This is a genomic window from Cellulosimicrobium marinum, from assembly GCF_020551945.1.
GTDB lineage: Bacteria > Actinomycetota > Actinomycetes > Actinomycetales > Cellulomonadaceae > Cellulosimicrobium > Cellulosimicrobium marinum.
Map to the genome: position 1 here is coordinate 308,019 of NZ_JAJBZH010000005.1, position 26,557 is coordinate 334,575.

Below are 26,557 nucleotides of genomic sequence, written 5' to 3' on the forward strand. Positions count from 1 at the left end.
CTAGCGTGGTGCCGATGTCCGAGTCCTCCTCCTCCGTGTCCGGTCCCGTCCCTGGTGCGTCGCGTACCGGGGGCGGGTCGTCGTCGTCCTCGGTGGCGAACCCGGCGGCCCGGTTGCTGAACCTGGTGATCGCGCTGGTGAACACGAACGCGTCGATGACGAAGCAGCAGATCCGTGCGGGGGTGGCGGGGTACGGGGACGCGCCGTCGCCGGACGCGTTCGAGCGGATGTTCGAGCGGGACAAGGACACGTTGCGCGACCTGGGGATCCCGATCGTCACGGTGGACGCGGGGGGTCACGCGGACGAGGTGGGGTACCGGATCGACCAGGAGGCGTACGCGCTGGGTGCGGTGGACCTGACGCCGGCGGAGCTGGGGGTGCTGGCGCTGGCGGCGCAGTTCTGGCAGGACAAGTCGTTGCGGACGGACATCTCGCGGGCGTTGACGAAGCTGCGGGCGGCGGGGGCGGGGGAGACGGCGATGGACGCGGTGGCGGGGCTGGTGCCGCGGGTGCGCGCGGTGGGGGACGCGTACTCGACGCTGCTGGACGCGATCTCGGGGCGCCGGGCGGTGTCGTTCACGTACCGGGCGGCGAGCACGGGCGAGGTGCGGGCGCGGCGGGTGCAGCCGTGGCGGATCGCGGCCCGGCGCGGGGGCTGGTACCTCGTGGGGTTCGACGTGGACCGGGGCGCGCCGCGGTCGTACCGGCTGAGCCGGGTCGAGGATCGGGTGCGGGCGACGGGCCCGCGGGACGCGTTCGACGTGCCGGACGAGGTGGACGTGGACGCGTTCCTGGGGGCAGGGGGCGCGGGCGGGACCGCGCGGCTGGCGGTGGTGCCGGAGCGGGCGGCGGCGTTGCGGGCCCGTGGCACCGTCGTCGGGTCGGTGACGCCCGCGGGCGTGTCCGGGGCCGGGCGGGACGTGCTCGAGGTGCCGTTCGAGGCCCGCTCCTCCCTCGCGGACGAGGTCGTGGGGTACGGGGACGCGGTGGTGGTGCTCGACCCGCCCGAGCTGCGGGACGTCGTCGTGCGACGCCTGCGCGAGGCGGCCGGGCTGGGCGGCACGGAGGTGGGGGCCCGTGGCTGAGCGGGCCGACGACCGCCTCGTGCGGCTCCTGGGCATCGTCGCGTACCTCGACGGCGCGGGCCCCGTCCCCGTGGGCGAGCTGGCGCGGCACTTCGGGGTGAGCGAACGGCAGGTCCTGGACGACGTGGACGCCCTGTGGGTCTCCGGCACACCGGGCTACTGGCCGGACGACCTCATCGACTTCGACGCCGACTCGATCGAACGGGGCGTCGTGCGCCTGACCGAGGCGCGCGGCATGACACGCCCCCTGCGCCTCGGCACCCGGGAGGCCGTCGCGCTCGTCGCCGCGCTGCGCGCCATGGCCGAGACGGGCGCCGTGCAGGCGGACCCCGAACGGGCACGCGTGGTCGGGTCCGTCCTGGCGAAGCTCACCGACGCGACCGGCGAGGCCGCCGCGGCCCTGGACGTGCGCCTGGCACCCGAGGGCGACCCGCGCGTCGTCGCCACCCTGTCGAGCGCCCTCGCGGCAGGGCACCGCCTGCGCATCCGCTACGTCACCGCGGCCGACACCGCGACCGAGCGGGAGGTCGACCCCGTGTCCCTGCACACGCAGGACGAGCACGCCTACCTGCTCGCGTGGTGCCACCGCGCCCAGGGGCGGCGCACGTTCCGCGTCGACCGGGTGCTCGACGCCGTCGAGCTCGACGCGCCCGTGGAAGGGCACGACGTCGACCCGGACGTCGACTTCACCCCCGCCGGCGACGCACCCCTCGCGACGCTGGTCCTCGCGAGCCAGGCCCGCGCCGTCGCCGAGCAGGTCCCCGTGGAACAGGTCCGCGACCTGCCCGACGGCGACTTCGAGGTCCGCCTGCGTGTGACCAACCCGGTGTGGTTGCGCCAGCTCCTCCTCGCCCGCGCCCGGCACGTGCGCTCCGTCGCGCCCGCGGACGTCGCGGACGACGTGCGCCGGGCCGCCACCGCCGCCCTCGCCGCCTACGACGCGTTCACCCCCTGACGGTCTCGCGCCAGTGGTTAGGGTGGGCGCCATGTGGTTCTGGGTCTGGGCGCTGCTCGTCGTCGGCACGGTCGTGGGCGCCTTCTTCCTCGCCCGTCGGCTGTGGCGGTCCGTGCGGGAGCTCGGGCGCGAGCTGGGACGGGCGTCGCAGGTCGCCGCCGACCTCGGGGCGAAGGCCGACGAGCTCGCCCGCCGCATCGAGTCCGAGCAGCCGTCCACCGCACCCACTCTGTTCGACGACCCCGACGTGCTGCACGAGCGCGTCGCAGCCCTGCGAGCCGAGCGGGTCGACCGCCGTGCCGCACGCCGCCGACGCGACGAGCAGGTGTGGGCCCGGTGGCGCCGGTTCAACGCGTAGACTCAAGACCTGTCCGACAGTTCCTCGAGGAGGAGTAGCACCATGGGCATGCTCAAGCCCTGGCACATCATCGTGCTCGTCGTCGTGATCCTGCTGCTCTTCGGGGCGCGCCGCCTTCCCGACCTGGCGCGCAGCGTCGGCCAGTCGCTCAAGATCTTCAAGAAGGAGGTCAAGGAGCTGACGGACGACGACAAGACCGAGAACACCCCCGAGCAGGGGCCCGCGACCGGGACCGGGACCAGCACGACCCCGGGTTCGACCACGGTCCCCGGAGGCACGTCGTCGACCGCCCCGGACGACACCTCCCCGAGGTGATCGGTGGCACGCACCACCCGTCGTGACCCCGAGGGGCGCATGGCCCTGCGCGAGCACCTCCTGGAGCTGCGCAAACGACTGTTCCTCGCGGCGTGCGGACTCGTCGTCGGCGCCGTGCTCGGCTGGTTCCTCTACGAACCGCTGCTCGACGCCCTCCAGGCACCCCTGCAGCGGGCCGCGGAGGAGCAGGGCAAGGTCATCAGCCTGAACTTCTCCGGCCTGGCCTCCGCCCTCGACATGAAGGTCAAGGTCGCGCTCTTCCTCGGCGTCATCGTGTCCTGCCCCTGGTGGCTGTACCAGCTGTGGGCGTTCATCACGCCCGGGCTGACGTCGAAGGAGAAGCGGTACGCCGTCGGGTTCCTCGGCGCGTCCGTCCCGCTGTTCCTCGGCGGCGCGTTCCTCGCCTGGTGGGTCCTGCCGCACGCCGTCGACATCCTCGCCGGGTTCGTGCCCGAGGGCGCGACCAACCTCGCCGACGCGCAGGGCTACCTGTCGTTCGTCATGCGCCTGGTCCTCGCGTTCGGCCTCGCGTTCGTCATGCCCGTCGTGCTCGTCGTGCTGAACTCCGCGGGCCTGCTGCGCGCGTCCACCATGGCGAAGGGGTGGCGCTGGGCCGTGCTCATCGCGTTCGTGTTCGCCGCGGTCATGACGCCCACGCCCGACGCCCTGACGATGATCTTCGTCGCCCTGCCCATCTGCGGCCTGTACTTCGGCGCCCTCGGCATCAGCTACCTGCACGACCGGCGCGTCGACAAGCGCGACGCCGCCCGGCTCGCCCTGTGACCCGCCCGGCACCCCCGCGCCCGCCGCGGCGCGAGGACCGGGGGTGAGCACCCTCGGGCTCGTCGTCAACCCCACCGCGGGACGCGGGCGCGGGCGCACCGCGGGGACGCACGTCACGCACGCCCTGCGGGCGGCCGGGCACGACGTGCTCGACCTGTCCGCACCCAGCCTCGCCCTCGCCCAGGAGTCCGCCGCGAGCGCCGTCCGCGGCGACGGCGCCACCGCGGGCGTGGACGCGCTCGTCGTCGTGGGCGGGGACGGGATGGTCCACCTCGGGGTGAACGCCGTCGCGGGCACGGACGTCCCCCTCGCGGTCGTCGCGGTCGGCACGGGCAACGACTTCGCGCACGCCCTAGGCCTGCCCTCGGGTGCGGTCGGGGCGTGCACGGACGCCCTCGTGGGTGCGCTCGACGGCGGTCCGGCGCGGGTGCGTGCCGTGGACGCCGTGCGCGTCACCGGCGACCACGTGGCCGCCCCGCCCGGCGGTCGCACGCGCTGGTATGCGGGGGTGCTGTCCGCGGGGGTCGACGCCGCGGTGAACGCCCACGCCAACGCGGCCACGTGGCCGCGGGGCCGGGCCCGGTACGCCCGGTCCGCGCTGCGTGAGATCTCCCGGTACCGCCCGTACGGGTACCGCGTCACCCTCGACGGTGCCACCCTCCCCGACGACACCGTGCTTCCCGAGGACACCGTGCTTCCCGAGGACACCGTGGTCCGCGACGGCCCCGCTGCGGCACCGCACGGGGACCTGCCGGAGATGCTCGCGGGGGTGCCGGTGGAGCACGGCACGGGCCCGATGGGCCCGCGGGTCGTGTGGCAGACCCCCGGGGCGCTGGTCGCCGTCGCCAACGGGGCCCGCATCGGCGGGGGCATCCGCATCGCGCCGGGGGCCGTCCTCGACGACGGGCTCCTCGACGTCGTCGTCGCGGGGCCGTTTACCCGGTGGGGCGCCACCCGGATCTTCCCCGGCATGTACGCGGGGCGGCACCTGCACCATGCGCGTGTCGGGGTGCTGCGTGCCCGTGCCGTGACCGTCGAGCCGGCCGGTGACGGCGCGGCGCCGCCCCACGCGTTCGCCGACGGCGAGCACCTGGGGGCGCTGCCGCTGCGCGCCGAGGTCGTCCACGGGGCGCTGCGCGTCCTCACCGGCTGACGGGGCCGGCCCCGCCCGGCACGCCCGCGCGGCGGGCACCGTCGCGGACCGTAGGCTGAGCGGCATGACGGCCGCTGACACCCCCGCCGGCAGCCCGGCCGAGCGGTACGCCGCGTCCCGCTCCCGCGCGGCCGCGGCCCGCACCCGCCTCGCCGACTTCCGCCACCTCCTCGACTTCCCCCTCGACGACTTCCAGGAGCGTGCCTGCCAGGCCCTGGAGGAGGGCCGTGGTGTGCTCGTCGCGGCCCCCACGGGCGCCGGGAAGACGGTCGTCGGGGAGTTCGCCGTGCACCTGGCCCTCGCGACGGGGCGCAAGGCGTTCTACACGACCCCCATCAAGGCCCTGTCGAACCAGAAGTACGCCGACCTGGTGCGCCGCCACGGCACCGACGCGGTAGGGCTCCTCACGGGCGACACGACCATCAACTCCGAGGCGCCCGTCGTCGTCATGACGACCGAGGTGCTGCGCAACATGCTGTACGGCGGCTCGGCGACGCTCGACGGTCTCGGGTACGTCGTCATGGACGAGGTGCACTACCTCGCCGACCGGTTCCGCGGGCCGGTGTGGGAGGAGGTGATCATCCACCTGTCCGACGATGTGCAGCTCGTCTCCCTGTCCGCGACGGTGTCCAACGCGGAGGAGTTCGGCGACTGGCTCGAGATGGTGCGCGGCGACACGACGGTCGTCGTCAGCGAGCGCCGACCGGTGCCGTTGTGGCAGCACGTGCTGGTGTCCTCGGGCACGGAGCGGGCGGACGCGCGCCACGGTGGTGTCCGGCACGGTCTGGGGGCGGACCTGCTGGACCTGTACGCGGGGCACGTCGACCCGACGGACCCGGGGGTGAACCCGCCGATCAACCCGGACCTGCTCGCGGCGTTCCGGGCGGCGCCCCGTTCGGGCGGCCCGGGGGGTTCGGGGGGACGGCGCGGGCCGGGTGACCGCGGGTACCGGGGGCGCGGCGGTCGGCGCCCCGGGCCCGACCGCTCGGGCACGGTGCGGCGCACCCCGTCGCGTTTCTCGGTGGTGGACGCGCTGGACGAGGACGGGCTGCTGCCGGCGATCTACTTCATCTTCTCCCGCGCGGGGTGCGAGGGTGCGGTGACGCAGTGCCTGTCGGCGGGGCTGCGGCTGACGACGCCGGAGGAGGAGGCCGAGATCCGTCGGGTCGCGGAGGAGCGCACGGCGACGATCCCGCCGGAGGACCTCGACGTGCTCGGGTACTGGACGTGGAGCGAGTCGCTCGCGCGGGGGGTCGCGGCGCACCACGCGGGCATGCTGCCGGTGTTCAAGGAGACGGTGGAGGACCTGTTCAGCCGGGGGCTGATCAAGGTGGTGTTCGCGACGGAGACGCTGGCGCTGGGCATCAACATGCCCGCACGGTCGGTGGTGCTGGAACGGCTCGTGAAGTGGGACGGGTCGGCGCACGTGGACGTCACCCCGGGGGAGTACACGCAGCTCACGGGGCGGGCGGGGCGGCGCGGCATCGACGTGGAGGGGCACGCCGTCGTGGTGGACCACGCGGGCCTGGACCCGGTGCACCTCGCGGGCCTGGCGTCCAAGCGCCTGTACCCGCTGCGGTCGAGCTTCCGCCCGACGTACAACATGGCCGTCAACCTCGTCGCGCAGGTGGGGCGCGACCGGGCCCGGGAGGTGCTGGAGACGTCGTTCGCGCAGTTCCAGGCCGACCGGGGCGTGGTGGGGCTGGCGAAGCAGGCGCAGGCGCACGCGGAGGCCCTCGAGGGGTACGCGCGGGCGATGACGTGCGACCGGGGCGACTTCGCGGGCTACGCGGCCCTGCGGCGGCGCATCGGGGCGCGGGAGGCGGACCTGTCGCGGGCGGCGAGCCGCTCCCGGCGCGCGGAGGTCGTGGCGGCGTTCGAGCGGCTGCGGCCCGGCGACGTCGTCGAGGTGCCGTCCGGGCGGCGGGCGGGGTACGTCGTCGTCCTCGACCCGGGGGAGGGGGCCGGGTTCGACGGTCCCCGACCGACCGTCCTCACCCAGGACCGGGCCGTGAAGAGGCTGACCGTCGCGGACGCGCCCGGCGGGATCCGCACCGTGGCGAAGGTGAAGATCCCCAAGTCCTTCAACCCGCGAGTGCCCGCGGCGCGCCGCGACCTCGCGTCGTCCCTGCGCAACGCCCTCGGCGCGCTCGAAGAGCCGGGGACCCGTCCGGGCCGGGCCGGGCGCGCCCGCTCGGGCGCGGCCGACGACGCGGAGCTGGCCCGGCTGCGGGCCGAGCTGCGGGCGCACCCGTGCCACGGGTGCCCGGACCGTGAGGACCACGCCCGCTGGGCGGAGCGGTGGGCGCGGCTGAAGAAGGAGCACGACCAGCTCGTGCGCCGTGTCCAGGGCCGCACCGGGTCCATCGCGAAGCTGTTCGACCGCACCTGCGACGTGCTCACCACCCTCGGGTACCTCGCACCCACGCACACCGCGGACGCCGGGGACGCCGGGGACACCGGCGGGGCCGGGCTGCGGGTCACGCGCGACGGGCAGTGGCTGCGCCGCCTGTACGCCGAGAACGACCTGCTGCTCGCCGAGTGCCTGCGCCGCGGCGTGTGGGACGACCTCGACGCGCCCGCGCTCGCCGCGGTCGTGTCGACGTGCGTGTACTCCGGCCGCCGCGACGACGCGACGGACCCGGCCGTGCCGGGCGGTCCGCAGGGGCCGCTCGCGCGCGCCCTCGACGCCACCGTGCGCGTGTGGTCCGAGGTCGACGACCTGGAGAGCGCGCACCGCCTCGACGCCACCGGCGACCTGGACGCCGGCCTGGTCACGGCCGTGCACCGCTGGGCCGTGGGACGCAGCCTCGACACGGTGCTGCGCGGCTCCGAGATCGCCGCGGGCGACTTCGTGCGCTGGTGCAAGCAGGTGATCGACGTCCTCGACCAGCTCGCCACCGCCGCACCCACGCCCGCGCTGCGCCGCACCGCCGTGCAGGCCATCGACCGGCTGCGGCGCGGCGTCGTCGCCTACTCGAGCGTGTGACGCCGCACGACCGCGAGCGCCGGGCGGCCGTGGTGAACGGTGGCGGTATCGTGACGGTCCGTGACCTCGACCTTGTACCGCGGCGGCGTGATCCATTCGGCGACGGACCCGTTCGCGGAGGCGCTGCTCGTCGACGACGGCGTGATCGCGTGGATCGGCGCGGACGATACCGCTGACGGCCTCGCCGCCCGCGCGGACCGGGTGGTCGACCTCGACGGCGCGCTCGTCGCCCCGGGGTTCGTCGACGCGCACGTGCACCTGTTCGAGACGGGGCTGGCGCTCGCCGGGACCGACCTGTCCGTGACCGCGGGGGTGACGTCCCTGGCGTCGGCCCTGGACGCGGTCGCGGCGGCCGCCGCGGCGGCGACGGGCGACGAGGTGGTGCTGGCGTTCGGGTGGGACGAGCGCGCGTGGCCGGAGGGCCGCCCGCCCACGGCGGGCGAGCTCGACGCGGCCGCGGGCGGGCGCGAGGTGTACGCGGCCCGCGCGGACGTGCACTCCGCGGTCGTGTCGACGGCGCTCGCGCGGCGCGCGGGCCTGGAGGGTCGGCCCGGCTGGGCTGAGTCGGGCTGGGTGACGGGCGAGGCGCACCACGTGGCGCGCGACGTCGCCCGGCAGGTGTCGCCCGCGCGGCGCACCGCCCTGTACCGGGCGGCGCTGGACGCCGCGGCACGCCAGGGCATCGTGTCGGTGCACGAGATGAGCGCCCCGCACATCGACACGCGGGCGGGGCTGCGCGAGGTGCTGGACCTCACCCGGGACGCCGGCGGCGCCCTGCCGCACGTCGTGGGGTACCGGGGGGAGCTGTGCGCGTCCGTGGACGACGCGCGTGCCCTGCTGGCCGACGTCCCGGGCCTGGCGGGGATCGCGGGCGACCTCAACGTGGACGGGTCGATCGGGTCGCGCACCGCGGCGCTGCGCCAGCCCTACCAGGACGCGCCGGGGGAGCGAGGGGCGCTGTACCTGTCGGCGGAGCAGGTCGCGAACCACCTGTCGGCCGTCGCGGCGGCCGGCACCCAGGGCGGCTTCCACGTCATCGGGGACCGTGCGATGGACGAGCTCGTGCTGGGGCTCAAGGCGGCCGCGGAGGTGCACGGCGCGGCGTCGGTGCGGGCGGGGCGCCACCGCGTGGAGCACGCCCTGTTCGTCGACGCGACGGCGCTCGCGACGCTGCTGCTGTTCGGGGTGTCGCTGAGCGTGCAGCCCGCGTTCGACGCCGCGTGGGGCGGCCCGGACGGCACGTACGCGGCGCGCGTGGGGGCGACGCGGGCGGCGGGCCTGAGCCCGTTCGCCGACCTCGCCGGGGCGGGCGTGCCGGTGGCGTTCGGGTCGGACGCGCCCGTGACGCGGCTGGACCCGTGGGCGGGGGTGCTGGCCGCGATGTCGCACGCGGACCCGGACCAGCGGGTGTCGGCGCGGGCGGCGTTCCGTGCGCACACGCGCGGCGGGTGGCGCATCGCCGGGCTGGACCACTCGGGGGCGGGCCAGCTGCGGGTCGGTGCCCCCGCGCACCTCGCGGTCTGGCGTGCGGAGCACCTCGTGGTGCAGGGCACGCCCGGTCGGTCCGTGTCCTCGTGGAGCACCGACGCGCGGGCGGGCTCGCCCCTGCTGCCCGAGCTCGGCGGGGACGCGCCCCGGCCGACGTGCCTGCAGACGGTGCGCGACGGCGTCGTCCTGTTCGACACGTTCGCCTGAGACGTCGCCCCGCGTCCGGCCCCGGTGCGCGGGCGGGGCGACCGGTACCGCTTGACAGGCCGGGGCACGGGAGTAGGTTCGACAGGGTGTTCCGGCCCTCGCGGCCGCCCCGGGGGTCAGCCACCGTCGACGACCCCCGCGGCGTGTGTCGCGCCGGGTGGCAGGCCGGACCCGCGCGCTCAGTAGAAAACGTGCCCCGACCGGTGGCGGTGCGGGGACGGGCCGAAGGGCGCGCGGGCCGGCCGTACCCCCGTCGTCACGCCTGACGGGCCGGGCGGTACGGGCAGGTCCGTGGCGTAGTCTGCCCCCGTGCCCGCCCCCGCCCCCACGTCCGACCCGGTCGGCCACCCCGTCCCCGGTCCCGCAGGGCGGGACGTCCCCGCGCGGGCCACGACCCTGCTCCTCGCGGTCGCGGGCGGCCTCCTCACCGACGCCGCGTTCCCGGACCGCGGGTGGTGGCCTGCCGCGTTCGTCGGCGTCGCGCTGCTGCTGTGGGCGCTGCGGCGCGACGACGCCCGGTGGGGCGCGCTCGTCGGGCTCGCGTGGGGCCTCGCGTTCTTCCTGCCGCACCTGTGGTGGGCGAACGAGGCGACGGACACCCTGCCGTGGCTCGCGCTGTCCGTCATGGAGGCGTGCTTCGTCGCCGCGCTCGGCGCGGGCTGGGTGTGGGCGCGCCGCGGCGCGTGGCTGCGCACCCGCCCCTGGGCGCAGGCCGTCACGTTCGCGGTGCTGTTCGTCGGGGCGGAGCAGGCGCGCACCGAGGTGCCGTTCGGCGGGTTCCCCTGGGGCCGGCTCGCGTTCTCCCAGGCGGACGCACCGCTGGGCCGTGCGGCCTGGCTCGGCGGGGAGGTCCTCGTCTCGCTCCTCGTCGCCCTCGTCGGTGCGCTCCTCGCCACCGCCCTGCTCACGCTCCTGCCCGCCCGCACGCCGCGCCCCGCGCACGGCACGGCCCGCGCCCTGCTGCCCGCGGGCACGGCGCTCCTCGCCTGCGGCGCCCTCGTCACAGCACCCGCCCTCCTGCCGCTCGACGTCCGCGCCCAGGCGGGCACCCTCGAGGTCGGGGCCGTCCAGGGCAACGTCGGCGAGCCCGGCCTCGGGTCGTTCGCCAACCGCGCCGAGGTGCTGAACAACCACCTCGACGGCACCCGGGCGCTCCTCGACACCGTCGACCCCGGAGAGCTCGACGTCGTGCTGTGGCCGGAGAACGGGTCCGACCTCGACCCGCAGGAGGCCCCCGACGTCGCCGCCGCCATCGACGCCGCCGCGCAGGACGTCGGCGCCCCGATCCTCGTCGGCGCGCAGGAGTTCCCCGAGACCGGCGGCCGGTACAACGTGTCCCTGCTGTGGGAACCGGGCGTCGGCGTCGTCGACCGGTACGCCAAGCAGCACCCCGCCCCGTTCGGCGAGTACATCCCCCTGCGCTCCTTCGTGCGCCTCTTCTCCGACCAGGTCGACCGCGTCAGCATCGACATGATCCCCGGCGAGGGGACCGGGGTCGTCGACCTCGACTCCGACCGCCTCGGACGCACCGTCCCCCTCGGGGTCGTGATCTGCTTCGAGGTCGCCTACGACGTGCTCGTGCGCGACGCGGTGCAGGCAGGGGCCGAGGTCCTCGTCGTCCCCACGAACAACGCCTCCTTCGGGTACACCGCCGAGTCCACCCAGCAGCTCGCGATGACCCGCCTGCGCGCGATCTCCACCGGCCGCGCCGCCGTGCAGGTCTCCACCGTCGGCGTCAGCGGCATCGTCGCCCCCGACGGCACGCTCCTGCAGGACACCACCCTGTTCACCGCCGACCAGCTCGTCGCGTCCCTGCCCCTGCGCACCGACCTCACCCCCGCCGTGCGGGCCGGCGGCTGGCCCGCCCTGACGATCGGCCTGCTCGCGCTCGCAGCCGTCACGGCCGGCGCGGTCACGACCGTCCGCGAGCGCCGCGCCGTCCGAGGCTGACGCACGAGCGCGCCCCGGAGGGTCCCGGGCGCACGAGAGGCCCGGACCCTGATGGGTCCGGGCCTCCGTGGCTGTCGGGCGTCAGGCCGAGCGCCGCAGCTTGCCGGCGCGCAGCAGGTCGAGGCGCTCGTCGAGGAGCTCCTCGAGCTCGGAGATGGTGCGGCGCTCGAGCAGCATGTCCCAGTGGGTGCGGGCGGGCTTGCCGGCCTTGGGCTCGGGGCGCTCGGCGTCGCGCAGCAGCGCCTCGGCGCCGCAGCGGCACTCCCACACCGGGGGGACCTCGGCGTCGGTGGAGAACGGCAGGATGATGGTGTGGCCGTTCGGGCAGTCGTAGTGCGCCTGGAAGCGGGGGGCGAAGTCGACGCCCTCGTCCGACTCCATGCTCTTCGCACCGATGCTCATACCACGCAGCGAACGGTCGGCCATGGTGTCCTCCAGGGGTCGTCGGGGAGAGGTCGGGCACCGCCGGCGAGGGTGCGCGGGCGCCCGGTCTACGTGTACGGAACGCGTGGTCGTGGCGGGGTGTTCCGGCGCGGGGTGAAGGTCCGGTGAACGTCGGGGACGCGTCCCGCCGGGGCGGGTCGCGCGACGTCGGGGCCGGGGTCCGCCACGGCGCGTCGCCGTCCTAGGCTTCCGGGTTTCGGTGCCCCGCGCAACTCGTCGGGGCGTGACGTTCGCCGCTCCCGGGCGCGGCGGGGGTGGGCGGGAACAAACGGCCGCGACCCCGGGTTGACCCGCCTGTACATGCAAACGCATGAACATCAGGTCGGTTTCAGGACACCGGGAGCGCACCATTCAGTTCGGCATCTTCACCGTCGGCGACGTGACGACGGACCCCACGACGGGCCGGACCCCCGACGACACCGAGCGCGTGCGCTCCATGCTCACCATCGCCCGGCACGCGGACGAGGCGGGCCTGGACGTGTTCGCCACGGGGGAGCACCACAACCCCCCGTTCGTGCCCTCCTCGCCGACCACCATGCTCGGCTACCTCGCGGGCGTGACGAAGAACGTCGTGCTGTCCACCTCGACGACCCTCGTCACGACGAACGACCCGGTGCGCCTCGCCGAGGAGTACGCGATGCTCCAGGTGATCGCGGACGGCCGCATGGACCTCATGATGGGCCGCGGCAACACCGGCCCGGTGTACCCGTGGTTCGGGCAGGACATCCGCAACGGCATCAAGCTCGCCGTGGAGAACTACGCGCTGCTGCGCCGCCTGTGGACCGAGGACGTCGTCGACTGGGAAGGCACGTTCCGCACCCCGCTGCAGGGCTTCACGTCCACGCCGCGCCCCCTGGACGGGGTGCCGCCGTTCGTGTGGCACGGGTCGATCCGCAGCCCCGAGATCGCCGAGCAGGCCGCCTACTACGGCGACGGGTTCTTCCACAACAACATCTTCTGGCCCATGCGCCACACCCAGCAGATGGTGCAGTTCTACCGGCAGCGGTGGGAGCACCACGGGCACGGCCCCGCGGACACCGCGATCGTCGGGCTCGGCGGGCAGGTGTTCATGCGCAAGGACTCCCAGAAGGCGTGGGACGAGTTCCGCCCCTACTTCGACAACGCGCCCGTCTACGGGCACGGCCCGTCCATGGAGGACTTCACGCGCGAGACGCCCCTGACCGTCGGGTCCCCGCAGCAGGTCATCGACCGGTACGGCGCGATGCGCGAGCACGTCGGGGACTACCAGCGCCAGCTGTTCCTCATCGACCACGCCGGCCTGCCGCTGAAGACCGTGCTCGAGCAGATCGACCTCCTCGCGGGCGAGGTCGTGCCGGTCCTGCGCGCCGAGGCCGAGTCCGCCCGGCCCGCGCACGTCCCGGCCGGCCCGCCGAGCCACGCCGAGCGCGTCGCCGCCGCACGTGCCGCGGGCGACGAGCACGCCGGCCACGTCGGTCCCGTCGAGGACCGCTGGACCGGTCGCACCGCCGAGGACGACACCGCCCGCGCCGGCGCCGCGTTCGGCCTCTGACCCGCGAGCACCTGCCCGACGGCGTACGGGCGCCGGGGCGCGAGCGCCGCACCCGGCCCGGCGCCGTCGGGCACCCCGCACCACCCACCCCAGCAGCACACCCGCAGCACGCAGGACCAGGAGCACGTCATGACCCAGCAGACCACCCCCGGCGGCACCGACCGGCACCTCGTCGTCGTGTCCGCGGGGCTGTCCAAGCCGTCCTCCACCCGGCTGCTCGCCGACCGCCTCGGCGAGGCCGCGGTGCGCGAGCTCGGCGCCCTCGGCCTGAGCGCCGACGTCGAGACCGTCGAGCTGCGCGACCACGCGCACGCCGTCGTCGACGCCATGCTCACCGGGTTCCCCACCGGCGACCTCGCCGGTGTCCTCGACCGCCTGTACGCGGCAGACGGGATCGTCGTCGCCACCCCGCTGTTCACCACCACGTACTCCGGGCTCCTCAAGTCCTTCGTCGACGTCCTCGACAAGGACGCCCTCACCGGCACACCGGTGCTGCTCGGCGCCACCGGCGGCACCGCCCGCCACTCGCTCGCGCTCGAGTACTCCCTGCGCCCCCTGTTCACCTACCTGCGGGCCGACGTCGCCACCACGTCCGTGTTCGCCGCGACCGACGACTGGGCGGCGGGGGAGTCCGACGACGGCGGCGCCCTGCCCCGCCGCGTCGCGCGCGCCGGGCGCGAGCTCGCCGAGAAGGTCGCGCTGCGCGCGAACGACGGCCCCGCCGACCCGTTCGCCGGCACCCCCGACTTCACCGCGCTCCTCGGCGGCCTGTGACCTCCGCGCGCGCCTGACCTGCGGCAGCGTCGTCGGAACGACCGTCCCGACGGCCGACCAGGCCCCGCACAGGGCCCTTGCACCGGCCCCGCCCGTCCGCGAGGATCGAGGCGCCGGGACGCGCCGGCCGACGACGCCCGCCGCGCCGGGCAGGACGGGGGAGCAGCCATGACCGCGCCGCACACCGGGCACGCCACCGACCCGACCGACACCGACCCGACCGGCACCGACGCGCTCCGCACATCGGCGCCCGCCACCGGAGCACCCGCCGTCGAGGCGCCCGGGCCCGTGCGTCGCAGCGTCGGCCTGGTGCGCCCGCCCACCGTCACCGCCCCGACGCGTCGCACCACGGACCTGCGCTACCCGGCGATGTTCCACGTCGCCGGAGGGCGACTCGTCTGGGACGGCGCCCACCTGCGCCTCGCCACCCCGCACACCCCCGTCCCCACCACAGCACCACCGGCCGCCGCGCACGTCACCGTGACCGTCACCGACACCGTCGTCGTCCACCTGCACCCACCACGCCCGGCCACCACCGCGCCCGCGAGCGCCACCACCCGCGTCGTCGTCCTCGACCGCTCCGCCACCCGCTTCGTCGACTTCGCCCGCGCCCTGCACGCCGCCCACCCCGGCACCGTCACCCTCGACGACCGCACCGTGCCGTCCCCCCGCACCCCACGGCTGCGACCCGACGCACCGGGCACCCGACGACGCCCCGGCGTGTTCACCCGCACCCTGTGGCGCGTGCGCGCCGCGACCGGCACCGGCCCACGGCACGAGGGAGCCGACCTCGTCGACGCGCTCGAACGCCTCGCCGTGCTGCGCCGGGCCGGCGACCTCACCGCCGCCCAGTTCGAGCAGGCCAAGACCCGCCTGCTCGAGTGACACCGACCGGCACCGTCGCACGCGCCACCTCGCCCGGCACCGCCCGACCCGGGCGGGGGGCGTCACCCCGGCCCGCCCACCCCGCACAGCCGCACAGCACCCTAGGATCGACACCGTGACCAGCGGAACGCACCGCGCCACCGACGACGCCCACCTGCGCGCCCTCGCCCTGCTGCGCCGCGTCCGCGACCGCATCGACCGCGAGCACGCCCGCCCCCTCGACGTCGAGGCCCTCGCCCGCGGCGTCCACATGTCCGCCGGGCACCTCAGCCGCCAGTTCAAGGCCGCCTACGGCGAGTCCCCCTACTCCTACCTCATGACCCGCCGCGTCGAACGCGCCATGACGCTCCTGCGCCACGGCCACCTCACCGTCACCGAGGTGTGCTTCACCGTCGGCTACCAGTCCCTCGGCACCTTCAGCACCCGCTTCACCGAGCTCGTCGGCATGCCGCCCAGCGAGTACGCCCGCCGCGCCCACGACGCCGGCACCGCAGAGCTCCCCTCCTGCGTCACCAAGCAGGCCACCCGACCCGTCAGGAATCGAGAAGCGCCCGCCGTCGGGGTGCACCTAGCGTGAGCCCCATGAACATCACCCTCCACACCACCTTCCTCCCGCACACCGACCCCGACGCGTCCCTCGCGTTCTACCGCGACCTCCTCGGGTTCGACCTGACCCTGGACGTCGGCGAGGGCACCATGCGCTGGCTCACCCTCGTCGCCCCCACCCAGCCCGACGTGCGCCTCGTCCTCACCCCGCCGGCCGCCGACCCCGGCGTCACCGACGACGAACGACGCACCGTCGTCGAGCTCATGGCCAAAGGCGCCTACCAGTCGATCATCCTCGCCACCGACGACCTCGACGACACCTTCGCCCGCCTCCAGGCCGCCGACGCCGAAGTCGTCTCCGAACCCACCGACCAGCCCTGGGGTGTACGCGACTGCGCCTTCCGCGACCCCGCAGGCAACATGGTCCGCATCGACCAGCGCTGACCCACCCGCACCACCACCCCACCCGACAGCCCCGGAAGGACCACCGTGCCCCGAGCGCGCACCACGACCCGCCGCCTCGCCACCGCGGGCACCCTCACCGCGCTCGCCCTCCTCACCACCGGCGCCGTCGCCCTCCTCGCCCCCCTGCCCACCACCCCCGTCACACCACCCCCCGACGACGCCACCCCCACCCAGGTCGTCCACACCTACACCCAGGCGCTCGCCGGCCACGACTGCACCACCGCAGCCGCACTCCGCACCCACCCCGACGACGCCACCTGGTGCGACGCCCTGGCCACCCTCACCGACATCCACATCGGCACCCCCGTCCCCGAGGACCCCGCCCTCAGCGGCCACGCACCCCACCAGCAGGTCGTCCACGTCCCCGTCACCCTCACCCCCACCTGGCGACCCCTCCGCGACGACAGCTCCCTCGACGAAGCCCCCACCACCTGGGGCTACCGACTCGTCCGCGACACCCCCCACACCCCCTGGCGCATCGCCGACGAAGGCGTCGCCTGACCCGCCCACCCCACGCACCACCACCGCGCCACCGGACCGCGACCCCGACCGCACCGCAGACCGACGGAGACCCATGACCACCCCGCCCCCCGGCACCGGCCACCACACCGCCGACACCCACGACGTCATCCGCGTCCACGGCGCTCGCGGGAACAACCTCAAGGACGTCAGCGTCGACATCCCCAAGCGGCGCCTCACCGTGTTCACCGGCGTCTCCGGGTCCGGGAAGAGCTCCCTGGTGTTCGACACCATCGCCGCCGAGTCGCAACGCCTCATCAACGAGACGTACAGCGCGTTCCTCCAGGGCTTCATGCCCACCCTGGAGCGGCCCGACGTCGACCGGCTGGAAGGCCTCACGACGGCGATCGTCGTCGACCAGGAACGTCTCGGCGCCAACCCCCGCTCCACCGTCGGCACCGTCACCGACGCCAACGCCATCCTGCGCATCCTGTTCAGCCGGTTCTCCGAGCCGCAGGTCGGCCCGCCGCCCGCGTTCTCGTTCAACATCCCCGCGCGCAAGGCCAGCGGCGTGATGACGTCCGCCACGGGGGAGAAGACGATCGTGCGCGAGGCGATCTACCACGGCGGCATGTGCCCGCGCTGCGAGGGGAGGGGCACCGTCTCCGACCTCGACCTCACGCAGATCCTCGACGAGGACAAGTCCCTCCTGGACGGCGCCATCACCGTCCCCGGGTACACCCCCGACGGCTGGATGGTCGCCACCTACGTCGAGTCCGGCTTCTTCCCGCCCGACCGGCCGGTCCGCGAGTTCACCGAGCAGCAGCGCGCCGACCTGCTCCACAAGGAGCAGACGAAGATCAAGGCCAAGGGCATCAACGTCACCTACGAGGGCCTGATCCCCAAGATCACCAAGTCGATGTTCTCCAAGGACGTCGACTCCCTCCAGCCTCACGTCCGCGCGTTCGTCGAGCGCGCCGCGACGTTCGCCGCGTGCCCCGACTGCGGCGGCACCCGCCTGTCCGAGTCCGCCCGCTCCGGCAAGATCCGCGGCGTCACCATCGCCGACCTGTGCGCCATGCAGATCACCGACCTCGCCGACTGGATCCGGAACCTCGACGACCCCGCCATGGCCCCCGTCGTGCAGGCGCTCGGCGACAACCTCGCCTCCTTCGTCGAGCTCGGCCTCGGCTACCTCAGCCTCGACCGCCCCTCCGGCACGCTGTCCGGGGGAGAGGCCCAGCGCATCAAGATGCTCCGCCACCTCGGCTCGTCCCTCACCGACGTCACCTACGTCTTCGACGAACCCACCATCGGCCTGCACCCCCACGACATCGCCCGCATGAACGACCTCCTGATCCGCCTGCGCGACAAGGGCAACACCGTCCTCGTCGTCGAGCACAAGCCCGAGGCGATCGCCGTCGCCGACCACGTCGTCGACCTCGGCCCCGGCGCCGGACGAGCCGGGGGAGAGGTGACCTACCAGGGCACCGTCGACGGGCTGCGCACCAGCGGCACCACCACCGGTCGTCATCTCGACGACCGCGCCACCCTCAAGGACGCCGTCCGCACACCCACCGGAACGCTCGAGGTTCGCGGCGCGTCCTCGCACAACCTCCGGGACGTCGACGTGGACGTGCCCCTCGGCGTGCTCGTCGTCGTCACCGGGGTCGCCGGGTCCGGCAAGAGCTCCCTCGTCGAAGGGTCCATCGCCCGCCGCGACGACGTCGTCACGATCGACCAGAGCGCCGTCCGCGGCTCGCGCCGGTCCAACCCCGCCACGTACACGGGCCTCCTCGACCCGATCCGCAAGGCCTTCGCCAAGGCCAACGGCGTCAAGCCCGCCCTGTTCAGCGCCAACTCCGAGGGCGCCTGCCCCACGTGCAAGGGCGCCGGCGTCATCTACACCGAGCTCAGCTTCATGGAGACCGTGTCCACGCCCTGCGAGGACTGCGGCGGCACCCGCTTCCAGGCCGAGGTGCTCGACTACCGCCTCGGCGACCTCAACATCGCCCAGGTACTCGACCTGCCCGTCACCCAGGCGCGCGCCTTCTTCGCCGACGGCCCCGCCAGGACGCCCGCCGCGGCCACGATCCTCGCGCGCCTCGACGACGTCGGCCTCGGCTACCTCAGCCTCGGCCAGCCCCTCACCACCCTGTCCGGGGGAGAGCGGCAACGCCTCAAGCTCGCCACGCACCTGGGGGAGAAGGGCACCGTCCTCGTGCTCGACGAACCCACCACCGGCCTCCACCTCGCCGACGTCGACAACCTCCTCGCCCTCGTCGACCGCATCGTCGACTCCGGCACGTCCGTCATCGTCATCGAGCACCACCAGGCCGTCATGGCGCACGCCGACTGGATCATCGACCTCGGCCCCGGAGCAGGGCACGACGGCGGCCGCGTCGTCTTCGAAGGAACACCCGCCGACCTCGTGGCCGCCCGGTCCACCCTGACCGGCGAGCACCTCGCCGCCTACGTCGCCCCGTGAGCACGAGGAGATGACCGCCGGGGGAGAGGTCCACTCTGCCCACGCTGTGGTCCGACCGTCGACCGCGTAGAGGATCCGGGAGACGTCACCACCGGAGCCGGCCGGCGTCGTCGAACCCTGCTGGGAGCACCGACCTGACGAATGGTGGCTCGATCGGGCCGTAGACGTGCGGGTACAGCTCGCCGTGCCCGCCGTCCTCGTCGACGACGCGCGTGCCGGCCGCCCGGATCGCGGCCGTGTCCAGGACGAGGACGCACAGGTCGGCCTCGTCGCCCGCGTAGACGGCCTCGGCGACCGCGGCGAGCTGGTGCGGGTAGGACGCGTGCACGTAGCCGACGTCGTCCAGGCTCGCCCCGCGGGTCGAGACTCGGTAGGCACCGCCGCGCAGCGCCGCCTCCCAGTCCTCACGATGAGCCAGGTGCAGGATCTCCACCGTCGACACCGTGCCAGACCACCGGTCGTGCATCCACGGGGATCTCGACGGCGAACCGCGGTGCGCTCGCTGCGGCTGGCCTTGATGCGCGCCCGCGGACCGAGGACCATGAACTATTGGAATGCGATGGATCAGGAGCCTGCGCCGTGAAAGCCTTCCACTTCCATGACCTCAAGAGCCATGGCTCAAGTCCAGAGGCATCCACCGGGCATCTGTTCCCCACTGAAGCGGTCGTTGCCGCGGAGAACCTCTCGACGGCAAAACGACACCTCCGGACAGCCGGGCTGTCCGCAAGGTCCTACCGAGTTGCCGGCGCCACGCATTCAGCCCTCGTTGCCGAGCTCGAACCCGGCACCGTCGCGTGGACGACCGCTGACCGCGAGCACGGGAACTGGGTGATCGGGCTCAGCGTCGACGACGTCGTCGAAGGTCCGCTTTGGCCGGCAACGTTCCATGGGTACCCACTGGTCTACGCGGACCGGCGCTGGGCGACCACGGACGACGCCACGAGCGACGGGCGCCGAGCAGGAGTTTCAAACGGAGGGGAACGCCGGCGACGGTGACGGTGTGCGGGGATGGTGCCGTAACGCTCGGGGAGGGGTGACCGCCGTCAGGGTTACGTCGCGGCGCGCCATCGGCGGACGAGCTCCTCACTCGGGTTGCCCCAGTCGCCGTCGACCCAGAGGCTGTCGACGAAGCCGTCGGCGGTGACCAGTGGCGTGCCATCTCGCTCTGTGAATCGGCCGAGCGCGCGAAGATCTGCGAGTGACCATTCGCTCTCCACTCTGCCGAACAGCCCTCCGTAAGTGATCTGGGTGAGGGCAAGGATCGCGCTTCGTACGTCGCTCGGATCCAGCCCGTGTGCGAGGAGCTGATCGTGGACTGCGTTCGGTAGCGGGCCATCGGGCCCGACGTGGACGAGGGGGTGACCGTCGTGCCAGGCATTGAAGGTGTCGGGGGTGACCGTGGCGTACTGCCACAGATGGTCCTCGAGAGTCGCGAGTTCGACGCAGTCCAGGCCGACGGACTCGCGCCAACGACGGAACGTCACCAGGGCGACTGCCTGCCTCGCTCGAATCGAGAGATCCGAGTGTGCCGCCGGCGTCGACCAGGAGAGATTGCCCCGGTCCACCGGATACAGCACGGCAGGATCATCGACTCCCCACGGCGACAGGTCGACGACGTTGAACGTGCGTCGTTCGCGTGGCCGGTAGGCCTGATGGCGGGGCCGGCACGCGATCTGGACCTCGATCGGGAACTTCGCGTGCCGGTTCATTACACCGGCCGCGTCTATGACCGTCGGCTTCTCTTGAAGGTGATGGGTGTGGCCGTCGGCATCGGTGAACTCGATCTGGACAACTCCGGGCTGGGGGTCGTCGCTTACCCATCGGGTGGCCATGGCTCGCAGCAGCAGCACGCTCGCATCCTCCCAGACCGCTCGCCAGTTGAACGCTCGGGCGTGGCTGCCACCAAGTAGAGGACGAGGCTTTCTAGGACGGGAGTTTCTACACTTCCAACTGAAAGCCCTCGACGTGGCTCACCCTCCGTGCGAGCACCCAACGTGCGTACCTGCCTGCTCCGTGTTCGCCTTTCCGGAGGACGAGGCGAAGCGGTTCGTCAGGTGACTGCCAGTTGACCGCAGTGTTCACGATGCCTGAGGTGCTCTATGCCCGAGCCAGGTCGGAGATGTACTTTCCGTAGTCGGCTCCTGAGACGGCAGCGTGACCTGCGGCGAGGCGGAAAGGGTCGATCGGCGTTTGCGCGCCAACGGCGACGGGAAGGTGCCGCTGACCTGCAGCGACGCTGTCATCGCACCTGGGGTGCGAGCTCTTGCATCTGATGCAACTTGCACCACTTGCCCGCCGATAATGTACATTATGTCATTTCGCCCTGGCGACGGGCGCGTGACGCATCACCGGAGCGCCTCGCACCCTCTCCCCGAGACATGACGACAACACTCGCCCTGCAGGCGCCTCGACAGGTCGCGTCGCACCGACGGTCCGTGCACCTGCTCGGCGCACCTACGGTCGAGGCGGTACGGGAACTCCGCACCGTACCGGGCGGCGGCACGAGGTTCCGACGTGCCGGGTCTCGACCTGGCGAGCTCCGGCATGACTGGTCTCGGCACATCCTGGCCGCCGCCCGGCTCGCCGCCTCGGTGCTGCTCGGCACGCTGACCGTGGCCGTCTTCCTCGTCGCCGCCGGCGGCGTCGCCCTGGCGGCCGCTGCGACATGGGCATGGCGCACGACATCCCCCGTCCGCGCCCAACCGCCCGCCGCCCCGCCGTCGACACCGGCGACCCGACCCGGCACCACGAACGAGCGCCCGAGACCTCGGCCGACCGGCGCCCGTCCGAGCCTGGCCAGGGATCGTCAACTCGGCTACGATCTCTAGAATCGGACATAGGGCCCAAACCATTGTGTTTAGGTCAACAGCGTGCTGTCGTACAGTCGTGCAAGCCGTCGCCGACCCCAACCTCGCGGACGTGCGTCCGGGCCTCCTCCCAACCTTCGTTCCCACCTTCCTTCCCGCCCTCCTCCCCACGCAGCCTCCGTGAGCACAGCGCCCGACGAGGTCGCACCGCGACTCTTCCCTCTCCCGGACGCGTCCCACGGCACCCGTCCCCTGTCCTGGCTGCTGCTCCCCCGACGGTGCCCGTCGCCGTCCCCGGCAATCCCTCCCCGACGCCACCCGGACGGACCGCACCCGCTCTGACCTGCGATGTCGGTGCCGCGACCTAGGATCCGGAGGGACGTTACCCGGCATCGAGAGGAGCACGAGAGGGATGGTCGCCCCGCCCCGGCTGGAGCGCGTCACGGTGCAGGAGGCCGCCGACCGGTACCTCGCGAGCGTCGCCGCGCAGACGGTCCGTGGCGTGCTCTCCGCGACCACGCGGCGCAGCTGGGAGCGTGACGTCCGCGAGTTCACCACCCTCGTCGGTCCCTCCCGGATCCTCGACGACGTGACGGGCGAGGACGTGGACGACGTCCTCGTGCGCTACCAGGTCACCCCGGACCGGCGCTACCAGGACCCCGCGCGCAAGCCGGGCGCCGTCGGCCGCTCGACCGCGACCGTGAACCGCTTCCGGCAGTCGGTGACCCGGTTCTTCTCCCACGCCACCCGGGAGGGGTGGGTCCAGGCGGACCCGATGCAGTGGGCCGCTCCCCCCGCGCCGCTGCGCGAGGGTCTGCGCGTGGCCCGCACGGCGCTGTCCGCCGGGTCCGCGGCGTCCCTGCTCTCCGTCGCCACGGACGAGGTCCCCTCGGGGACCGTGGCGCGCCAGGACCACGACCTGCGCGTGCGTGACCGCCTCGTCGTCGCCCTCCTGCTCGTCCTCGGCCCGCGCGTGTCCGAGCTCGTCCGGGCTGACCTCGACGACTTCTCGCGCGAACCCGGGACGACCCGGTGGCGCATCCAGGGCAAGGGGGGCCACGTCCGCACGGTCACCCTCTCCCCTCCTCTGGCCGCCGCGCTGGAGGAGTACGTCACCCGCCAGCGCCCCGGCCTCGCGGCGCGCCGCCCCGACGACGCCGACGCCCGGCGCGCGCTCCTGCTGTCGTGGCGCGGGCGCCGCATCGACGCCCAGGCCGTGCGCGCCCTCCTGCGCCGGTGCGTCGCCCGCATGCCGGACCAGTACCGGCGCGAGGCCACCCCGCACGCGCTGCGCCACACCACCGCGACCCTCCTCGCCGCCGACGGCTGGGACGTCAAGGTCGTCGCCGAGCTCCTCGGGCACGCGTCCATCGCCACCACGGGCGTCTACCTCGACCGGATCGAGGGCGAGCTCGCCGCCGCGATCCGTGCGCACCCGCTCAGCGGCGCCCTCGCCGGCCCCGCCGAGGACCACCGGACGCAGGACGGCCCGGAGTAGTCTGCGCTGCATGGCCGTGAACCGGCACGACGAGGCGTTGCGGCGGCTCGAGCTCGTCGAGGACGAGGACGCCGCACCGGACGACGGCGCCCCGGACCAGGCCGGCCCGGACGACCCGCCCGCGCCCCGCCGTCGGGCACGGCACCCGCGCCGGCGCCACCTGGTCCTCGCCGTCGCGGGCGTCGCCGCGGTGGCGGGCGCGTTCGTGGTCAGCAGCCTCGGCCAGGGATGGTCGGACCGCACGGCGCTGCGCGACGCCGCCGGAGGAGTCACCTCCCTCGCGACCGCCCCCGGCGAGCAGTGGCGCGTGGCCACGACGAGCCCCCAGGTGTGGTCCGTGGGTGACGTCCTCGCCGTCACGGACGGTGAGGACCTCGTCGGGCTGTCCCCCGCGGACGGCACCCGGACCTGGACGACGGCGCTCGCGGACACCCCGCGGTGCGGTCCCGCTCCGGGGACCACCGGCCGTGCCGGGGCGGGGACGCTCGTGTGCCTCACGGGGCCGGAGCACGACCCGGACGCGTGGGTCGTGGACGCGGACGGCCGGGTGGTCGCGCGGGCCACCCTCGGGGACGGGCTGGGCCGGGCGCTGGTGGCGCGCGAGGACGCGGTGCTGCGCTGGGAGCGTGCGGGCGGCGTCGTGTCGGTCGCGGTGCAGGACCCGACCGACGGCACGGTGCGCTGGCGTGCCACCTCCGGGCCGGACGACATCCCAATGGCGGACGTGTGCCGCCCTCAGGTCGCCGGCACGGCCGCGGCGCGCGTCGAGCACGGGCTCGTGGTGCTCGAGGGGTGTCGGGTGAGCGCGGCGTTCACGCTCGACGGGGTGCGCGTCGACGACCCGTCGGAGGCGGTGACCGTCCAGGTGCTGCCCGCCCCCGCGGGCAGGTTCCTGCGCACGACGACGGCGTCGACGTCGGGGACGGTGCTCCTCACCCAGCTCGTGGACCCGGACGGCGCCGTCGAGCGGTTCCTGCCGGGCCGACCTCTGGTCGCGCGCTCGTCGGACGGCACCGCGGACCCGACCCGCCTGCTCGCCGTGCCGAGCGGGCTGCAGGCGGTGGACCCGCGCGGGAACGAGCGGTGGACCCTGAGCGGCAACGTCGGCCAGGTCCTCGTCGTCGCCGACGGCACGGCGGTGCTCGACCGGGGGTACGTCGTCGCGGCTGTGGACCTCGCGTCGGGCCAGGAGAGGTGGACGTGGGCGCGTCACGAGCTCGGCACCCGGGACACCGTCGTGGGCGCGTTCACGGACGGGCAGGTCGCCGCCCTCGTGGTGGCGTCCCCGGCCGACCCGCGGACCTCTCGCGTCGTCGGGCTGCACCTCGACGACGGCAGCGTCGCGTGGGATACACGGGTCGAGGGCGACGGGTCGGGGTTCGTCGCTCTCGACGGGCGCCTGCTGCGGCTCGACACGGTCCAGGGCACGCTCGTCGGCTACGGGTGACGACACCGCGCACCCGGCCGCGCCCGGTCCTCCGCGGGTGCGAGGCCACGGGGGTGCCCCCACGCTGGACGGGTAGGGACGCACGCCACCGTCGCGCGCGTCGTCGTGCACCGGACCACAGGAGGTCGCCATGCCACGCCGTTCCCCCGGGCCCAGCGTCAAGGACCCGGAGCTGTACGAGAAGCTGCGCGACGAGGGCAGCTCGAAGGAGAAGGCTGCACGCGTCGCGAACGCTGCCGCCGGGTCGTCCCGCAAGGCCGTCGGCCGCAAGGGCGGCAAGGCCGGGGACTACGACGACTGGACCGTGGACGAGCTGAGGAAGCGTGCCGCGGAGATCGGCATCGAGGGCCGGTCCTCGATGCGCAAGGCCGAGCTGATCGACGCCCTGCGGTCCCACTGATCGACGCCCTGCGGTCCCACTGATCGGGTCCGGCCGTGGCGCGGGCGCCGCTCGGGTCGCGGCCGCGGGTACGACGGCTACGGTGAGCACGTGCGCTCCCCGAACCACTCCCCCTGGCAGTACGCGCGGCGGGTCCTCGCGCGCGCCGTCGTCGCCGCGGTCGCGGTCCCCGCGACGGTCGCGGCCGCCCTCGTCGTGACGGACGCGATCCGCAAGCGTCGCAACACCGTCGAGGCGTCGTTCCCCCGGTCCTCGCCGGACCCGGTCGAGGTCGCCGGGACCACCACGACGGTCTTCACGTACGGCGACGACGTGTACCGGGAGATGCTCGCCGCGATCCGTGGGGCGCAGCGCTGCATCCTGCTGGAGACCTACATCTGGAAGGCGGACAGCGTCGGGGAGGAGTTCCGGCAGGCGCTCGTGGAGGCGAGCGCGCGCGGCGTGGACGTGTTCGTCGTGTACGACGGGTTCGCGAACCTCGTCGTCCCCCGCGACTTCTACGACCTGCCGCCCGCGGTGCACGTGATCCGCTACCCCGTGTTCCGGCCGGGGATCCTCCTGCTCAACGTCCGCAAGTCGGGGCGGGACCACCGCAAGATCCTCGTCGTGGACGACGAGGTCGGGTTCGTCGGCGGGTACAACATCGGCGCCCTGTACGCGACGCAGTGGCGTGACACGCACGTGCGGGTCGAAGGGCCCGGCGTGTGGGAGCTGCGCAACGCGTTCGTCGACTTCTGGAACGCGAACCGGGCGTCCGGTCAGCCGCTGCTGTCCGACCCAGGGTCGGTGCACTGGGAGCCGAGCCTGCGCGCGGCGCGCAACGCCCCGGCGCACCTCGTGTTCCCCATCCGCGGGATCTACCTCGACGCGATCGACCGTGCGAGCTCGCACGTCTACATCACGCAGGCGTACTTCATCCCCGACCGGGAGATCCTCGCGGCGCTGCTCACGGCGGCGGCGCGCGGCGTCGACGTGCGCGTCCTGGTGCCGGAGCGGTCCAACCACGTCGTCGCGGACTGGCTCTCGCGCGGCCTCTACAGCGCCCTGCTGCGCGGCGGCGTGCGGATCCACCTGTACGAGAACGCCATGGTGCACGCGAAGACCGCGACGATCGACGGCCGGTGGACCACGATCGGCACGGCGAACATCGACCGGCTGTCGCTCACGGGCAACTACGAGGTCAACCTCGAGATCACCGACCGGGGCGTGGCGGAGCAGATGGAGAAGGTGTTCGACGTCGACCTCACCAACACGCGCGAGCTGACGCTCGCCGAGTGGGACGAGCGGTCCGTCGTCGCGAAGCTCGGCGAGGTGCTGCTCACCCCGCTCCGACCGCTGCTGTAGTCCCGCTACTCGCAGACGTGCGGCGACTCCCCGCACACCACGTCCCGCAGCCCGCCGTGGACGTCCTGCACCACCCGCGCGACGAGCACGGTCGTCAGGGCGGCCACGGCGAGCACGAGCACGAGCGCGACGACCGTGAGGAGCACGGCCCGCCCCTGCGGGCGGGGCCCGGTCCTCAGGTGGGGC

Annotated in this window: 25 protein-coding genes; 21 read left to right on the forward strand and 4 right to left on the reverse strand. The window is 74.1% G+C overall.

The annotated features are described in order from the left end of the window. Window positions 1-14 precede the first annotated feature (14 nt). The 9 genes from LGQ04_RS13230 to lnt all read left to right on the forward strand — a co-directional run bounded on the left by LGQ04_RS13230 (window position 15) and on the right by lnt (window position 11,283). Complete coding sequence (locus LGQ04_RS13230; RefSeq protein WP_229244387.1) at window positions 15-1,085, forward strand: helix-turn-helix transcriptional regulator; 1,071 nt, start codon at window positions 15-17, stop codon at window positions 1,083-1,085. Then, window positions 1,078-2,040 (forward strand): helix-turn-helix transcriptional regulator, encoded by a 963-nt coding sequence (locus LGQ04_RS13235; RefSeq protein ID WP_229244388.1) that lies wholly within the window; start codon window positions 1,078-1,080, stop codon window positions 2,038-2,040. The genes LGQ04_RS13230 and LGQ04_RS13235 overlap by 8 nt, the downstream gene beginning before the upstream one ends. A gap of 31 nt (window positions 2,041-2,071) precedes the next feature. Beyond that, window positions 2,072-2,398, forward strand: a complete 327-nt coding sequence (locus LGQ04_RS13240) for a hypothetical protein (RefSeq protein ID WP_229244389.1) — start codon at window positions 2,072-2,074, stop codon at window positions 2,396-2,398. 42 nt (window positions 2,399-2,440) lie between these two features. Then, window positions 2,441-2,713 (forward strand): Sec-independent protein translocase subunit TatA, encoded by a 273-nt coding sequence (tatA, locus tag LGQ04_RS13245; RefSeq protein ID WP_229244390.1) that lies wholly within the window; start codon window positions 2,441-2,443, stop codon window positions 2,711-2,713. A 39-nt stretch (window positions 2,714-2,752) separates the two neighbouring features. Beyond that, on the forward strand, window positions 2,753-3,496 hold the full coding sequence (gene tatC / locus LGQ04_RS13250; protein WP_229244525.1) for a twin-arginine translocase subunit TatC: 744 nt from the start codon (window positions 2,753-2,755) through the stop codon (window positions 3,494-3,496). Window positions 3,497-3,539: 43 nt separating this feature from the next. Continuing rightward, window positions 3,540-4,649, forward strand: coding sequence for a diacylglycerol/lipid kinase family protein (locus tag LGQ04_RS13255; RefSeq protein WP_229244391.1), 1,110 nt, complete (start codon window positions 3,540-3,542; stop codon window positions 4,647-4,649). 64 nt (window positions 4,650-4,713) lie between these two features. Further along, window positions 4,714-7,638 carry a DEAD/DEAH box helicase gene (locus LGQ04_RS13260; RefSeq protein WP_229244392.1) on the forward strand — a complete coding sequence of 975 codons (2,925 nt, stop codon included), beginning with the start codon at window positions 4,714-4,716 and terminating at the stop codon, window positions 7,636-7,638. Window positions 7,639-7,698: 60 nt separating this feature from the next. Next, a complete protein-coding gene (locus LGQ04_RS13265; protein WP_229244393.1) occupies window positions 7,699-9,333 on the forward strand; it encodes an amidohydrolase in 1,635 nt (544 codons plus the stop codon). Window positions 9,334-9,642: 309 nt separating this feature from the next. After that, window positions 9,643-11,283: an apolipoprotein N-acyltransferase gene (gene lnt / locus LGQ04_RS13270; RefSeq protein ID WP_229244394.1), complete on the forward strand. Its 1,641-nt coding sequence runs from the start codon at window positions 9,643-9,645 to the stop codon at window positions 11,281-11,283. 81 nt (window positions 11,284-11,364) lie between these two features. On the opposite strand, the gene LGQ04_RS13275 is transcribed toward lnt, so the two are convergent. Then, window positions 11,365-11,709: an RNA polymerase-binding protein RbpA gene (locus LGQ04_RS13275; RefSeq protein ID WP_069387551.1), complete on the reverse strand. Its 345-nt coding sequence runs from the start codon at window positions 11,707-11,709 to the stop codon at window positions 11,365-11,367. Between the two features lie 367 nt (window positions 11,710-12,076). On the opposite strand from LGQ04_RS13275, the gene LGQ04_RS13280 reads away from it, so the two are divergent. The 7 genes from LGQ04_RS13280 to LGQ04_RS13310 all read left to right on the forward strand — a co-directional run bounded on the left by LGQ04_RS13280 (window position 12,077) and on the right by LGQ04_RS13310 (window position 18,875). Next, entirely contained in the window at window positions 12,077-13,258 is a 1,182-nt protein-coding gene (locus tag LGQ04_RS13280) for an LLM class flavin-dependent oxidoreductase (protein ID WP_229244526.1), read from the forward strand. 129 nt (window positions 13,259-13,387) lie between these two features. Further along, on the forward strand, window positions 13,388-14,032 hold the full coding sequence (locus tag LGQ04_RS13285; protein WP_229244395.1) for an FMN reductase: 645 nt from the start codon (window positions 13,388-13,390) through the stop codon (window positions 14,030-14,032). A gap of 168 nt (window positions 14,033-14,200) precedes the next feature. Continuing rightward, window positions 14,201-14,917, forward strand: coding sequence for an SHOCT domain-containing protein (locus LGQ04_RS13290; protein WP_229244396.1), 717 nt, complete (start codon window positions 14,201-14,203; stop codon window positions 14,915-14,917). Window positions 14,918-15,032: 115 nt separating this feature from the next. Then, window positions 15,033-15,494, forward strand: a complete 462-nt coding sequence (locus LGQ04_RS13295; RefSeq protein ID WP_229244397.1) for a helix-turn-helix transcriptional regulator — start codon at window positions 15,033-15,035, stop codon at window positions 15,492-15,494. Between the two features lie 5 nt (window positions 15,495-15,499). Next, window positions 15,500-15,907 (forward strand): VOC family protein, encoded by a 408-nt coding sequence (locus tag LGQ04_RS13300; RefSeq protein WP_229244398.1) that lies wholly within the window; start codon window positions 15,500-15,502, stop codon window positions 15,905-15,907. Window positions 15,908-15,952: 45 nt separating this feature from the next. Continuing rightward, window positions 15,953-16,429: a hypothetical protein gene (locus LGQ04_RS13305; protein ID WP_229244538.1), complete on the forward strand. Its 477-nt coding sequence runs from the start codon at window positions 15,953-15,955 to the stop codon at window positions 16,427-16,429. Window positions 16,430-16,502: 73 nt separating this feature from the next. Continuing rightward, a complete protein-coding gene (locus tag LGQ04_RS13310) occupies window positions 16,503-18,875 on the forward strand; it encodes an ATP-binding cassette domain-containing protein (RefSeq protein ID WP_229244527.1) in 2,373 nt (790 codons plus the stop codon). Window positions 18,876-18,960: 85 nt separating this feature from the next. Here LGQ04_RS13310 and LGQ04_RS13315 read toward each other — a convergent pair whose 3' ends face one another. After that, on the reverse strand, window positions 18,961-19,308 hold the full coding sequence (locus LGQ04_RS13315; RefSeq protein WP_229244399.1) for a DUF952 domain-containing protein: 348 nt from the start codon (window positions 19,306-19,308) through the stop codon (window positions 18,961-18,963). Window positions 19,309-19,454: 146 nt separating this feature from the next. Between LGQ04_RS13315 and LGQ04_RS13320 the strand changes: the two genes are divergently transcribed. After that, entirely contained in the window at window positions 19,455-19,871 is a 417-nt protein-coding gene (locus tag LGQ04_RS13320; RefSeq protein ID WP_229244400.1) for a hypothetical protein, read from the forward strand. Window positions 19,872-19,924: 53 nt separating this feature from the next. On the opposite strand, the gene LGQ04_RS13325 is transcribed toward LGQ04_RS13320, so the two are convergent. Continuing rightward, complete coding sequence (locus tag LGQ04_RS13325) at window positions 19,925-20,725, reverse strand: hypothetical protein (protein WP_229244401.1); 801 nt, start codon at window positions 20,723-20,725, stop codon at window positions 19,925-19,927. Window positions 20,726-22,094: 1,369 nt separating this feature from the next. Here LGQ04_RS13325 and LGQ04_RS13330 point away from each other — a divergent pair. The 4 genes from LGQ04_RS13330 to LGQ04_RS13345 all read left to right on the forward strand — a co-directional run bounded on the left by LGQ04_RS13330 (window position 22,095) and on the right by LGQ04_RS13345 (window position 26,371). Next, entirely contained in the window at window positions 22,095-23,180 is a 1,086-nt protein-coding gene (locus LGQ04_RS13330) for a tyrosine-type recombinase/integrase (protein WP_229244402.1), read from the forward strand. Between the two features lie 10 nt (window positions 23,181-23,190). Continuing rightward, the gene (locus LGQ04_RS13335; protein WP_229244403.1) at window positions 23,191-24,627 is read left to right on the forward strand and encodes an outer membrane protein assembly factor BamB family protein; all 1,437 of its coding nucleotides are present in this window, start codon (window positions 23,191-23,193) and stop codon (window positions 24,625-24,627) included. 130 nt (window positions 24,628-24,757) lie between these two features. Continuing rightward, a complete protein-coding gene (locus LGQ04_RS13340) occupies window positions 24,758-25,027 on the forward strand; it encodes a DUF7218 family protein (protein WP_229244404.1) in 270 nt (89 codons plus the stop codon). A 90-nt stretch (window positions 25,028-25,117) separates the two neighbouring features. Then, window positions 25,118-26,371 carry a phospholipase D-like domain-containing protein gene (locus LGQ04_RS13345; protein ID WP_229244405.1) on the forward strand — a complete coding sequence of 418 codons (1,254 nt, stop codon included), beginning with the start codon at window positions 25,118-25,120 and terminating at the stop codon, window positions 26,369-26,371. Window positions 26,372-26,376: 5 nt separating this feature from the next. Here LGQ04_RS13345 and LGQ04_RS13350 read toward each other — a convergent pair whose 3' ends face one another. Next, a complete protein-coding gene (locus LGQ04_RS13350) occupies window positions 26,377-26,517 on the reverse strand; it encodes a hypothetical protein (protein ID WP_229244406.1) in 141 nt (46 codons plus the stop codon). Window positions 26,518-26,557: the final 40 nt, after the last annotated feature.